General features: G+C 70.4%; 11 protein-coding genes. 8 read left to right on the forward strand and 3 right to left on the reverse strand.

Annotated features, from left to right (window positions below):
• Positions 1-5 precede the first annotated feature (5 nt).
• The 4 genes from LO931_RS17085 (at position 6) to ettA (ending at position 6,436) form a co-directional block, all read left to right on the forward strand.
• On the forward strand, positions 6-1,253 hold the full coding sequence (locus LO931_RS17085; protein WP_229055063.1) for a PrsW family intramembrane metalloprotease: 1,248 nt from the start codon (positions 6-8) through the stop codon (positions 1,251-1,253).
• 83 nt (positions 1,254-1,336) lie between these two features.
• On the forward strand, positions 1,337-3,073 hold the full coding sequence (locus tag LO931_RS17090; RefSeq protein WP_229055064.1) for a GTPase: 1,737 nt from the start codon (positions 1,337-1,339) through the stop codon (positions 3,071-3,073).
• A complete protein-coding gene (locus LO931_RS17095; protein WP_229055065.1) occupies positions 3,070-4,722 on the forward strand; it encodes a GTPase in 1,653 nt (550 codons plus the stop codon). The genes LO931_RS17090 and LO931_RS17095 overlap by 4 nt, the downstream gene beginning before the upstream one ends.
• 31 nt (positions 4,723-4,753) lie before the next feature.
• The gene (ettA, locus tag LO931_RS17100; RefSeq protein ID WP_229055066.1) at positions 4,754-6,436 is read left to right on the forward strand and encodes an energy-dependent translational throttle protein EttA; all 1,683 of its coding nucleotides are present in this window, start codon (positions 4,754-4,756) and stop codon (positions 6,434-6,436) included.
• A gap of 66 nt (positions 6,437-6,502) precedes the next feature.
• Here ettA and LO931_RS17105 read toward each other — a convergent pair whose 3' ends face one another.
• Positions 6,503-7,174, reverse strand: a complete 672-nt coding sequence (locus tag LO931_RS17105) for a DUF559 domain-containing protein (RefSeq protein ID WP_229055067.1) — start codon at positions 7,172-7,174, stop codon at positions 6,503-6,505.
• 332 nt (positions 7,175-7,506) lie between these two features.
• Entirely contained in the window at positions 7,507-7,992 is a 486-nt protein-coding gene (locus tag LO931_RS17110; RefSeq protein WP_229055068.1) for a MarR family winged helix-turn-helix transcriptional regulator, read from the reverse strand.
• A 110-nt stretch (positions 7,993-8,102) separates the two neighbouring features.
• Between LO931_RS17110 and LO931_RS17115 the strand changes: the two genes are divergently transcribed.
• Positions 8,103-8,642, forward strand: coding sequence for a YceI family protein (locus LO931_RS17115; protein ID WP_229055069.1), 540 nt, complete (start codon positions 8,103-8,105; stop codon positions 8,640-8,642).
• A gap of 55 nt (positions 8,643-8,697) precedes the next feature.
• On the opposite strand, the gene LO931_RS17120 is transcribed toward LO931_RS17115, so the two are convergent.
• Complete coding sequence (locus LO931_RS17120) at positions 8,698-9,276, reverse strand: TetR/AcrR family transcriptional regulator (protein ID WP_229055070.1); 579 nt, start codon at positions 9,274-9,276, stop codon at positions 8,698-8,700.
• Positions 9,277-9,389: 113 nt separating this feature from the next.
• On the opposite strand from LO931_RS17120, the gene LO931_RS17125 reads away from it, so the two are divergent.
• From LO931_RS17125 to LO931_RS17135, 3 genes are read left to right on the forward strand one after another with little or no spacing between them, the layout of a single operon-like run.
• Entirely contained in the window at positions 9,390-10,535 is a 1,146-nt protein-coding gene (locus tag LO931_RS17125; RefSeq protein ID WP_229055071.1) for an acyl-CoA dehydrogenase family protein, read from the forward strand.
• Between the two features lie 48 nt (positions 10,536-10,583).
• Positions 10,584-11,801 (forward strand): acetyl-CoA C-acetyltransferase, encoded by a 1,218-nt coding sequence (locus tag LO931_RS17130; protein ID WP_229055072.1) that lies wholly within the window; start codon positions 10,584-10,586, stop codon positions 11,799-11,801.
• Positions 11,798-12,562 carry an SDR family oxidoreductase gene (locus LO931_RS17135; protein WP_229055073.1) on the forward strand — a complete coding sequence of 255 codons (765 nt, stop codon included), beginning with the start codon at positions 11,798-11,800 and terminating at the stop codon, positions 12,560-12,562. The genes LO931_RS17130 and LO931_RS17135 overlap by 4 nt, the downstream gene beginning before the upstream one ends.
• Positions 12,563-12,635 lie beyond the last annotated feature (73 nt).

The following is a 12,635-nucleotide window of genomic DNA, read 5'->3' on the forward strand; positions in this document are numbered from 1 at the left end:
GTGACGTGACCGTCGACGCCGCGCCCCCCACGCCTGGGCCCGACCTCGCGCCGGCGCCGGTGCGCGACCCGTGGAAGCAGCGGGGCCGCCTCGCGCTCCTGATCGGCAACGGCGTGCTGGGCATCGCGGCCGTCGGACTGATCATCTACCTCGGCATACGGGCGGACTCCGCCCGTGCCGTCGTCCTGGGCATCGCCCTCGGCCTGATCCCGCTGCCGCTGGTAGGGCTCTTCTACTGGTGGATGGACCGCTACGACCCGGAGCCGCGGCGGTACGTCGTGGCCGCCTTCCTCTGGGGTGCGGCGGGAGCCGTCGGGATCGCGTTGGTGTTCAACGAGCTCCTGGCCACGACGTTCGACCTGAGCGACTCCGCGACCGCGACGTTCGTCGCCCCCTTCGTGGAGGAGACGGGCAAGGGCCTGTTCCTCCTCGCGACCTTCCTGCGGGCGCGCCGAGTCATCGGCGGCCTGCTCGACGGGCTGCTCTTCGCCGGTGTCGTCGGCCTGGGCTTCGCCTTCGTCGAGAACGTCCTCTACTACTCCGCGAGCTACCTCGGCGGTCCCGAGCTCGGCATCAGCGGCGCACAGGGCGCCACCGCGACCTTCGTGATCCGCGGCATCGTGAGCCCCTTCGCGCACCCCCTGTTCACGTCCGCGCTGGGGCTGGCGATCGGCTTCGCCGTGCTGACGCGCTCCTGGTGGGCCCGCGTCCCGATCGTCATCGGCGGCTGGATCGGCAGCATGGTCCTGCACGGCATGTGGAACGGCTCGATCAGCTACGTCGGTCCGCTGGGCTTCATCCTGTTCTACCTGCTGCTCATGCTGGTCTTCGCCGGCTTTGTCGTGCTGGCGGTGATGCTGCGGCTGCGCCAGTTCGCCGTCCTCCGCCGCTCGCTGTCCTACCTCGCGCAGCGGGGCTGGATCCATCCGGCGGAGCTGCCGTGGCTCACGTGGTTCGGCTACCGCGCGCAGGCCCGGCGACACGCCCGGGAGCACGGCGGCCGTGAGGCGGTCCGTGACCTGCGGCGGTACCAGGCCCTGGCGACCGACCTGGCCTTCTCGCACGACGGCGTCATGCTGCGCCGCCCGCTGCGCCGCGGGGTCGACCACACCCTCGCAGTGCGGGCCGAGATGGACGAGATCCGTCCGCGCCTGCACCTGCCGCCGGCCCTCACGCCGCTGCCGCGACCCCCGGTCCCGCAGCCGTTCCCGGCCTACTTCGGCCCGGGAGCACCGCCTCGGCCGTGGTCCTGATGTGGTCGTCGGGGCGCCGTGCGACCCGCGTCCACTAGGCTTTCGACGAACCGTGTGACGCATGAGACGTGAGAGGAGTGGTCGTGGCCGGCGTAGACGCCCCGGGCGAGCTCCTCGGTGCGCTGAGTGCGCTGCTCGACCGCATCCGCTACGCGGACGTTCCGCTCGAGACCGACGACGCCACCGAGGCGCGTGCCCTGCGCGCCGCGATCGCCGACCAGCTCTCCGACTACGTGCTCCCGCGCCTGGTCCAGATGGACGCACCGGTGCTCGTCGTGGTCGGCGGATCGACCGGGGCGGGCAAGTCCACGCTGGTCAACTCCATCGTCGGTGAGGTCGTCACCGAGTCCGGCGTGCTGCGGCCCACCACGCGCTCGCCCGTGCTGACGCACCACCCGGACGACGCCGCCTGGTTCCTGGCCGACCGCATCCTGCCCGACCTCCCGCGCACCGACCTGCCCGGCAACACGACCTACGGCCTGCGCCTGCGCGCCAGCGAGCACGTGCCGCGGGGGCTCTCGATCCTCGACGCCCCCGACGTCGACTCGATCGACGAGGGAAACCGCGAGCTCGCGACCCAGCTCCTCGCCGCGGCCGACCTGTGGCTCTTCGTCACCTCCGCGGCGCGCTACGCCGACCAGGTGCCGTGGGACTACCTGCGCCAGGCCGCCGAGCGCAGCACCTCCGTGGCCGTCGTGCTCGACCGCACGTCCCGCGACGGCGTCGCCGAGGTCCGCGGGCACCTGGCCCGCATGATGACGTCCCGCGGCCTGTCCGACTCGCCGCTCTTCACCGTTCCGGAGACCCCGGTCGACACCGACGGCCTGCTTCCGGCCGAGACCGTCGCGCCGATCGTCGACTGGCTGCACGACCTCGCGAGCAACGAGGAGACGCGCGCGCTGATCGTGCGCTCCACGCTCGACGGTGCGGTGCGGCACAACGTGCTGCGCAGCCACGACCTCGCCGACGCCTTCGACCTGCAGGTCCGAGCCGCCGACGAGCTGCGTGCGGCCGTCGACGGCAGCTTCGACCACGCCGGCCGTGCCCTCCGCGCGGCGCTCGCCGACGGGGGCCTCGTCAGCGGTGACGTCGCCGTCCGCTGGCAGAACTTCGTGGGCACCGGCGAGATGCTGAAGTCCGTCGAGGGCAAGGTGGGCCGCATCCGCGAGCGCCTCGTCGACGGCGTCACGGGCAAGCGCTCGAAGGCCGACGACGTCTCGGCCGCGATCGAGCACGACCTCGCGGTGCTGCTCGTCGACCACGTCGAGTCGGCCGCCACGTCCGTCGTCGCCCAGTGGTCCTCGTCCACGGCCGGCGATGCGATCGTCGCCGCTCGTCCCAGCCTGGACCGCGCTCCGCGTGACCTCCGGGCCCGCGCCGAGCGGGTCGCCCGCGACTGGCAGCAGCGCGTGGTCGAGCAGCTGCGGCTCGCCGTCGCCGACCGGCGCCTCTCGACCGACGTCCTCGCGATCGGCGTGCCCGGCCTGGCCGTCTCGCTCATGATCGCGGCCCTCGGTGGCGGTGGCACCGACACCGGACGCATCAGCCGCCGCGTGCTCGACGCCGTGCTGTCGGCCGAGGTCGTCACGGCGCTCGCCGAGCAGGCGCGCACCGACCTGGAGCGTCAGGTCGACCTGCTCGTGCGCGAGGAGCGCGCCCGGTTCGCGGTGCTGTCGCCCGACCCGGCCGCCGTGCGCGAGACCCAGCAGAGCGTGCGCGACGCCGCCCGCCGCGCGGAGTACGCGCGGCACCTCGACGACCTGGAGACCCGGGTCGTCCGCGGCACCCACTCGACCGGACAGGGGGGACGGGAGATATGAGCTACACGGACAGTCCGACCCCGGTGTACCGGGACGACATCGGCGAGATCGGTCGCCGGGTCGACGGCCTGGTGGCCGCGGCGACCGCCGCCCACGGCCGGCTCCCGCAGTCGGTGCTCTCGACCGCCGACCAGCTCTCGGGTCGCGCCGTCGAGCGGCTGCGCCTCTCGGGCGAGCACACCATCGTCGCGCTCGCCGGCGCCACGGGCTCCGGCAAGTCGTCGCTGTTCAACTCGCTGACCGACCTCGATCTGGCGGGTGTCGGCCTGCGCCGTCCCACCACCTCGTGGGCGCTGGCGTGCGCGTGGGGTCCGGACGGCGCCCAGGGCCTGCTCGAGTGGATGGGCATCCCTCCGCGGCACCAGGTCTCGCGCATGAGCATGCTCGACCGCTCCTCGGAGGACACCAAGCTCGACGGCCTCGTGCTGCTCGACCTCCCTGACCACGACTCCACCGAGGTCTCGCACCACGTCGAGATGGACCGGCTCGTGCAGTACGCCGACCTGATCGTGTGGGTGCTCGACCCGCAGAAGTACGCCGACGCCGCGATCCACGACCGGTACCTGCGGCCCATGGCCTCCTACAACGACGTCTCGCTCGTCGTGCTGAACCAGATCGACCGCATCCCCTACGAGCAGCGCAGCCGTGCCGTGGAGGACGTGCGACGCATCGTGTCCGCTGGCGGCATGACCGACGTGCCCGTCATCGGGGTCTCGGCCACGCGCGGTGACGGCGTCGACGACCTGAAGCGTGAGCTCGTGACCCGCATCCGGGCGCGCGCCTCGGCCAAGGAGCGTCTCGGTGCCGACGTCACCGCCGCCGCCGAGTCGATCGCCGCGGTCGGCGGCCGGGGCAACGTCCCGGGCGTGACCGAGGCCGACCGCGACGAGCTCGACCGGGCGCTCTTCGACTCCGTCGGTGGCGGCCAGCTGGCCACGGCGGTCGGCGCCTCGAGCCGTCGGCGAGCCGTTCGCCTGACCGGCTGGCCACTGACCCGCTGGATCGGCGGGCTGCGCAAGGACCCGCTCGACGAGCTGGGCCTCGACCTCGACCAGCGCGAGCTGGAGCGCTCGAGCCTGCCCGACTCGATCCGTCCGCAGCGTTCGGCGGTCGAGACCTCCGTGCGCGTCTTCGTCGAGAAGGCGTCGGTGGGCCTGGAGCGGCCGTGGCGCGACTCCGTCCGCCGCGCCGCCGAGTCGGCGACCGACAGCACCGGCGTGTCCGAGGCGGTCGAGCAGGCCGTCGCGTCCACGCGCATCGGCCTCCGTGGCGCCGCCTGGCTCCACCTGATCAACGTCCTGCAGTGGTTGCTGCTGCTCACGACCGTCGGTGGGCTCGTCTGGTGGGTGCTCGAGCGTGTCGTCGACCTCGGGGTGCCGGAGTCGCCGGTCGTGTCGGGGTTCGGTCCGGCCGACGGCCAGCCGCTGTCGCTGGTGCTCGGTGTCGCGGCCCTGGTGGGTGGCGTGCTGCTTGCGCTCGCGTCGCGGGTGGCCGCACGATTCGTCGCCCGCAGCCAGACGGCGCGGGTCGAGCGTGAGCTGCGCGCGGCGATCGCCGACGTGAGCGGATCGCTCGTGGTGGCGCCCGTCGAGGCCGAGATCGCGGTCTACGAGCGGTACCGCGCGGGCATCGTCGACGCACTCGGCTGACCTGCGAGGCCGTCGGTAGGCTGGGGTCACCATGGCTGACTACGTTCTCTCGCTCCGCAACATCCGCAAGGCCCACGGCGACAAGGTCGTCCTCGACAACGTCTCGCTCTCGTTCCTGCACGGGGCGAAGATCGGCGTCGTCGGGCCGAACGGCATGGGCAAGTCGTCCCTGCTCAAGCTGATGGCCGGTCTCGACCAGCCCAACAACGGCGACCTCGTGCGCGATCCCGACGCCACGGTCGGCATGCTCCAGCAGGAGCCCCCGCTGTCGGAGGGCAAGACGGTGCTGGAGAACGTCGAGGAGGCCGTGTCCGAGATCAAGGCCAAGATGGCGCGCCTCGAGGCGGCCTACGCCGAGATGGCCGAGCCCGACGCCGACTACGACGCCCTCGGCACCGAGACCGGCGAGCTGCAGAACTACCTCGACGCCGTCGGCGCGTGGGACATCGACTCCAAGCTCGACCAGGCGATGGACGCTCTGCGCTGCCCGCCGCCCGAGCTGCTCGTCGACAACCTCTCCGGTGGTGAGCGCCGCCGCGTGGCGCTGTGCAAGCTCCTGCTGCAGCAGCCCGACCTGCTGCTGCTCGACGAGCCCACCAACCACCTGGACGCCGAGTCGGTGCAGTGGCTCGAGGGCCACCTGAAGAGCTACCCCGGCGCCGTCCTGGCCGTGACCCACGACCGGTACTTCCTCGACAACGTGGCCGAGTGGATCGCCGAGGTCGACCGCGGCGCGATCCACGGCTACGAGGGCAACTACTCGACGTACCTCGAGACCAAGAAGGAACGTCTCAAGATCGAGGGCCAGAAGGACGCCAAGCGCGCCAAGATGCTGGAGCGCGAGCTCGAGTGGGTCCGGTCCAACGCCAAGGGCCGCCAGACGAAGTCCAAGTCCCGTCTGGCCCGGTACGAGGAGCTCGCCGCCGAGGCCGAGAAGGCCCGCAAGATCGACACCTCCGACATCAACATCCCGGCCGGTCCGCGCCTGGGTGACGTCGTGCTCGACGCGCAGGACCTCACGAAGTCGTTCGACGGCCGCGTGCTGTGGGACGACGTCAGCTTCACGCTGCCGCGCGCCGGCATCGTGGGTGTCGTCGGCCCCAACGGTGTCGGCAAGACCACGCTGTTCCGCATGATCACCGGTGGCGAGGAGCCCGACTCCGGCAAGCTGAATGTCGGCCAGACGGTCAAGATCAGCTACGCCGACCAGACCCGCGCGAACATCGACCCGAACAAGAACGTGTGGGAGGTCGTCTCCGAGGGGCTCGACTTCATCAAGGTCGCCAACTTCGAGATGAACAGCCGCGCCTACGTCGCGTCGTTCGGGTTCAAGGGGCCTGACCAGCAGAAGAAGGCCGGGGTGCTCTCCGGTGGTGAGCGCAACCGCCTGAACCTGGCGCTGACGCTCAAGCAGGGCGGCAACATGCTGCTGCTCGACGAGCCCACCAACGACCTGGACGTCGAGACGCTGTCGGCGCTGGAGGATGCGCTGCTCGACTTCCCGGGCTGCGCCGTGGTCACGTCGCACGATCGCTGGTTCCTGGACCGCATCGCGACGCACATCCTGGCGTGGGAGGGCACCGACGAGAACCCGGCCAACTGGTTCTGGTTCGAGGGCAACTTCGCCTCCTACGAGGAGAACAAGGTCGAGCGCCTCGGCGCCGAGGCCGCCCGCCCCCACCGCGTCACCCACCGCCGCCTCACCCGCGACTGACCCAGATTTGCGCCGAGTTGCGCGGTTTTAGGGCCAGATTTGCGCTCAACTCAGCGCAATTCTGGGTCAGACCGACGCCAGGGCCTGGCGGATGCGGGCGATGACGAGGTGTGGCTTCTCCATGTCGGCGCTCGTGACGACGATGACTCGCCAGCCTGCCGCTTCGAGCTGCTCGCGCCGCAGGTGGTCCCACTGCCGTTGCTGCGCGTCCCGTTCGTGCTGCCAGCCGTCGTACTCGACGAGCACCTTCTGCCGTCGATAGACGAGGTCGCCCCTCGCCAGCCAACGTCCGGTGCCGTCGATGATGTCGACGTTGACCTCCGGTTCCGGCAGCCCGGCGCGATGCATCCACCACCGCAGGTCCGACTCCCGAGGGGAGCCGACGCGATCGCGCACGAGCTTCACGACCCGCCGCGCTCGGCGCACACCGTCGAGGTGTGAGTCGACGCAGTACGCGTGGAGGAGGTCGAGGTCGACCAGTCCGGTGCCGACCATCCAGTCGCCGACACGAAGCAACCGCCGGTCGTCCAGCATGGTGCCGAGGTCGACGAACGTGCGTGCCGGCGGTAGGACCACGAAGCCGTGCCGCATCTCGAGCTCGAGCTCGTGGCGATAGCGGTGCAGGACGATCGCCGGGTCGCGGTGCTGGTGGCGGTGCTGCGCTGCGAAGTGGAGTGGTGACAGCGGCCCGACGACGAAACCGCGCAGGCGAAGGTTGGTCAGGTGGCTGACAGCCACACCCGGCGGGAGTGTGAGCCGCGCGGCCTGGAGGCGTATCTCGAGCGTCGCCTCCGTCTGGGCCGTGCGATACACGCCCTCATGGAGACGCACGAACCGCTTGCCGCGGAGAGCGCTGTCCGTGACACCGAGCATCAACGCTTCGGCACGTGTGAATGGTCGGCCGTGGAGCTCCTCAGGGACAGGTCGCATTCCTCGACCATGTCCACATTTACGCCCACAGGAGAGGGATCAGCACGGACCTGGGGACGGCCAGAGCCTGTGGACCAAGATTTGCGCCGAGTCGTGCCGAAGCGTCCTGCCGAAGGCGCCCAACTCGGCGCAAATCTGGGTCAGGGGGTGGCGCAGGTGCCGTTGACGTCGAGCTGGGAGACGACGCGACCCATGACCTGGCCGAGGACGTCGAACTCCTCGGCGGAGGCGTTCTCGACGAGGTAGGCGCGCACGCCGTTGACGTGGGTGTGGGCGGCCTGCTCGAGCACCGCGAAGCCGTGGTCGGTCAGCACGGCGGTGACGCCGCGGCCGTCCGAGGCGGCCTGCTGGCGCAGGACGATGCCCTTGCGCTCCAGTCGCGTGATGGTGTGGGTGACCCGGCTGCGGGAGTGCATGATCTGCGCCGCGAGCTCGGCCATGCGGATCGATCGGTCCGGCGACTCCGAGAGGCGCACGAGGATCTCGTACTCCGGCATCGACAGGTCGTGGGCGGTGCGCAGGTCACGGTCGAGGCGGTCCATCAGCAGCGTCGTGGCGCCCAGGAACGAGCGCCACACGCGCTGCTGCGGCTCGGTCAGCCACTGCGTGTCGGTGGTCGTCTCCATGTCGCCATCCTATCGTCACCGGGAGTTTGTTGAACGCTCAACCACATGCTACAGTCTTGACTGTTGAACCATCAATCTTTCACAGCCACCCTCGATCTGCAGGAGCATTCATGAGCGTCGTCACCCCGGGTACCTGGAACCTCGATCCGACCCACACCGAGATCGGTTTCTCGGTCCGTCACCTGATGAGCAAGGTCCGCGGCAAGTTCGAGACCTTCGAGGGCTCGCTCGTCACGGCCGAGGACGTCACCGCGTCGAAGGTCACCGTCGAGGTCGACCTCAGCTCGATCGCCACCGGCACCGCCGACCGCGACAACCACCTGCGCAGCAGCGACTTCTTCGACGTCGAGACGCACCCCAAGATGACGTTCACGACCAACGGCGTCACGCAGAAGAGCGACTCGGAGTTCGTCGTCAACGGCGACCTCACGATCAAGGGCGTCACCAAGCCGCTCGAGCTCGCGGTCGAGTTCCTCGGCGAGGGCGGCGACCCGTGGGGCGGCACCCGCGTGGGCGTCGAGGCCACCGGCGAGATCAGCCGCAAGGAGTTCGGCATCGACTTCAACATCCCCGTCGCCGGCGCCGACAAGGCCATGATCGGCGACAAGATCTCGCTGACGATCAACGCCGAGGCCGTGCTCCAGGCCTGACTCCGTCAGGGGGGCTCCAGGCCTGACTCCGTCAGGGGGTCTCCAGGCCTGACCCCTAGGCGCCGCTGGGGCGCAGCATGCGGACCGCGAGGTCGGCGTGGAGGCGTCCCAGCTCCGCCGCGGTGTGAGCGCCGCCGGGCTCGAACCACCGCACCAGATCGACACTGAGCGACAGCACCGCCCGCGCGGTGCCGCGCACGTCGCTCACCTCGAGAACGCCCTCGTCGACCCCCGCGACGAGGGCGTCTCTCATGTACTGCTCCATCCGGCGCCGCAGGTCGGCGATGACCGCCCGGTGGTCGGCGGAGAGCGCACCGAACTCGTACTGCACGACCCGGCCGATCCGGCTGTTGCGCGCGTGCCACTCGCTGAACGAGCGCACCATCGTCGCGACCCGGCGCTCGGGGGCGTCGTCGGCCGCAGCCGCGCGGGCCAGCACGTCGAGCGCCTCCTGGTGGCCCCGCAGCGAGATCGCGAAGAGGAGCTCCTCCTTCGTCGCGTGGTGCACGTAGACCGCGGCCGGGCTCATCTGCGCCCGCGCCGCGATGTCGCGGGTCGTGGTGCCCCCGAAGCCGTGCTCCGCGAACGCCTCGACGGCGGCGTCCAGCAGCCGGTCGCGGGCGGTCGTCGTCATGGTGGACAGCATGGACCAGCGATGGCATGCTAAGCAAGCGCTTAGTAATCCGGCGGCACCTCTGGCGACCGGGCAGCGCCCCGATCCGCTCACCCGCGTCCCGAGAGGCCCGCATGGACCGCACGATCTACACCGACGACCACGAGGCGTTCCGCGAGTCCTGCGCGAACTTCCTGGCCAAGAAGGTGGCGCCGCACATCGAGCAGTACATCGAGGACAAGGCCCTCCCGCGCGACTTCTGGACGCAGGCAGGCGAGCTCGGTCTGCTCGGCCTGGAGGTCCCCGAGGAGTTCGGCGGGTCGGAGGCGAACGACTTCCGCTTCAACGCGGTCTTCGCCGAGGAGCTCAGCAAGGTCAGCGCCGCGCTGGCCTCGTGCGTCGGCATCCACACCGACATCACGGCCCCCTACATCGTCGCGCTCGGCACGCAGGAGCAGAAGGAGCGCTGGCTCCCGGGCATCGTCTCGGGCGAGATCCTGCTCGCGATCGGCATGACCGAGCCCGGCGGCGGGTCCGACCTGGCCGCCCTCAAGACCACCGCCGTCCGCGACGGCGACGGCTGGGTCATCAACGGCTCCAAGACGTTCATCACCAACGGCTTCAGTGCCGACCTGGTCGTCACGGCGGTCCGCACCTCGCCCGAGAAGGGCGCCAAGGGCATCACGCTGTTCGCGATCGAGGCCGGCGACGAGGGCTTCAGCCGCGGCCGCAAGCTCGACAAGGTCGGTCAGACCGAGTCCGACACCGCCGAGCTGTTCTTCGAGAACGTCCGCGTCGGCGACGACCGCGTGATCGGCGAGGTCGACCGCGGCTTCATCTACATGATGCAGAAGCTGCCGCAAGAGCGCCTGAGCTGCGCGATCTCCAACGTCGCGCACGCCAAGCAGATCCTGGACGAGACGATCCAGTACGCGAAGGACCGCCAGGCCTTCGGGCAGTCGATCGGCAACTTCCAGTGGAACAAGTTCCTCATCGCCGAGCTCGTCACGCAGATCGAGGTCGCCGAGGCGTACATCGACCAGGCGGTCCTCGCGCACTCCGAGGGGCGCTTCACGGCGATCGACGCCGCGAAGGCCAAGTGGTACACCTCCGACGTCCAGAACAAGGTCCTGGACCACTGCGTGCAGCTGCACGGCGGCTACGGATTCATGAACGAGTACCGCGTCGCCCGCGCCTGGCGCGACGCCCGTGTGACCCGGATCTGGGCCGGCTCGAACGAGATCATGAAAGAGCTCATCGGCCGCGACCTGGGCTTCTGAGCCCACCCCAGCACGACCTCCCATCCCGCAGGACCGAAGGAGAACGACATGTCCGAAGCCGTCATCGTCTCGACCGCCCGCTCGCCGATCGGGCGAGCCGTCAAGGGCTCGCTCAAGGACATGCGTCCCGACGACCTGACCGTGCAGATGGTCAAGGCCGCGCTCGCCAAGGTCGAGGCGCTCGACCCGAAGGACATCACGGACCTGCACCTCGGCATCGGCCAGCCCGCCGGTGAGGGCGGCCACAACATCGCGCGCGCCGTCGCGGTCCTGTCCGGCCTGGACCACCTGCCGGGCGTCACGGTCAACCGCTACTGCTCGTCGTCGCTGCAGACCACGCGCATGGCCTTCCACGCGATCAAGGCCGGCGAGGGCGACGTCTACCTCTCCGGCGGCGTCGAGACCGTGAGCCGCTTCCAGAACGGCTTCGCCGACCTGCCCGGCTCGGAGAACCCGCTGTTCGCCGACGCGATCGCCCGCACCGCGAAGCGCGCCGAGGGTGGCGCCGACACGTGGACCGACCCGCGCGAGTCCGGTGAGCTGCCCGACCTGTACATCGCGATGGGCCAGACGGCCGAGAACGTCGCCCAGCACCTCGGCATGAGCCGCGAAGAGCAGGACGAGTTCGCGGTGCGCAGCCAGAATCTCGCCGAGGCGGCCATCGCCAACGGCTTCTGGGCCAAGGACATCACCCCCGTCACGCTGCCCGACGGCAGCACCGTGTCGACCGACGACGGACCCCGCGCGGGCGTCACGCTCGAGGCGGTCAGCGGCCTGCGTCCTGTCTTCCGCCCCGACGGCACCGTGACCGCCGGCAACGCGTGTCCGCTCAACGACGGCGCCGCCGCGGTCGTCATCATGAGCGACACCAAGGCTAAGGAGCTCGGCCTCACGCCGCTCGCCCGCATCGTGTCGACCGCCGTCACGGGTCTGTCGCCCGAGGTCATGGGCCTCGGCCCGGTCGAGGCCATCCCGGCGGCGCTCAAGAACGCCGGTCTGGGCATCGACGACATCGACCTGTACGAGATCAACGAGGCGTTCGCCGTCCAGGCGTGGGGCTCGGCGAAGGTGCTCGGCATCCCGCTCGACAAGCTCAACGTCAACGGCGGCGCGATCGCGGTCGGTCACCCGTTCGGCATGACCGGCGCCCGCATCACCAGCACGCTGATCAACTCGCTGCAGCACCACGACAAGCAGTTCGGCGTCGAGTCGATGTGCGTGGGCGGCGGCATGGGCATGGCCATGGTGCTGGAGCGCCTGTCGTGACCGCGGGCCGCCTGCGCCACGAGGGCAAGGTCGCGATCGTCACGGGAGCCAGCCGAGGCATCGGCTACGCGGTGGCCGAGCGCATCGTCGCCGAGGGTGGGCAGGTCGTCATCACGGCCCGCAAGCCCGAGGCGCTCGAGGAGGCCGCCGCGAGCCTCGGTGGGCCCGACACGGCCCGCTGGGTCGCGGGCAACGCGGGCGACGACGACCACCAGGGCGAGGTCGTCGCGACGGCGCTCGAGGCGTTCGGGCGGCTCGACCAGCTGGTCAACAACACGGGCATCAACCCGGCGTACGGCCGGATGATCGACATCGACCTGGGCGCGGCGAACAAGATCTTCGCGACCAACGTCGTCGCGGCGATCGGCTGGGCGCAGAAGGCGTATCGGGCCTCGTTCGAGGCCAACGGCGGCGCGATCGTCAACATCGCGTCGGTGGCCGGCCGTCGCCCCGCGCCGAACATCGGCACGTACGGCGCCTCGAAGGCGGCGCTGATCCACGTGACGGAGGAGCTCGCCGTCGAGCTGGGCCCGAACATCCGCGTGAACGCCGTGGCTCCGGCCGTCGTGAAGACGAAGTTCGCGGAGGCCCTCTACGAGGACCGCGAGGCGGAGGTCTCTGCGCCGTACCCGCTCAAGCGACTGGGGGAGCCGGAGGACATCGGCTCGCTCGTGTCGTTCCTGCTGTCGGACGACGCGGCGTGGATCACGGGCCAGACGGTCTCGATCGACGGCGGCCTGCTGCTCACCGGTGGCGTCTGAGATCTCGACTTCCCACACCCACGAAGGGCGCCGACCGGAGGGTCGGCGCCCTTCGTGGCTCAGTGGACAGTCC

The sequence above is a fragment of the Aeromicrobium sp. Leaf350 genome (assembly GCF_916858655.1).
Taxonomy (GTDB): domain Bacteria; phylum Actinomycetota; class Actinomycetes; order Propionibacteriales; family Nocardioidaceae; genus Aeromicrobium.

Coding starts and splice junctions, on each gene's coding strand:
- LO931_RS17125 (WP_229055071.1), top strand. CDS start 9,390: ATGGACCGCACGATCTACACCGACGACCACGAGGCGTTCCGCGAGTCC.
- LO931_RS17110 (WP_229055068.1), bottom strand. CDS start 7,992: ATGGAGACGACCACCGACACGCAGTGGCTGACCGAGCCGCAGCAGCGC.
- LO931_RS17120 (WP_229055070.1), bottom strand. CDS start 9,276: ATGACGACGACCGCCCGCGACCGGCTGCTGGACGCCGCCGTCGAGGCG.
- ettA (WP_229055066.1), top strand. CDS start 4,754: ATGGCTGACTACGTTCTCTCGCTCCGCAACATCCGCAAGGCCCACGGC.
- LO931_RS17115 (WP_229055069.1), top strand. CDS start 8,103: ATGAGCGTCGTCACCCCGGGTACCTGGAACCTCGATCCGACCCACACC.
- LO931_RS17095 (WP_229055065.1), top strand. CDS start 3,070: ATGAGCTACACGGACAGTCCGACCCCGGTGTACCGGGACGACATCGGC.
- LO931_RS17130 (WP_229055072.1), top strand. CDS start 10,584: ATGTCCGAAGCCGTCATCGTCTCGACCGCCCGCTCGCCGATCGGGCGA.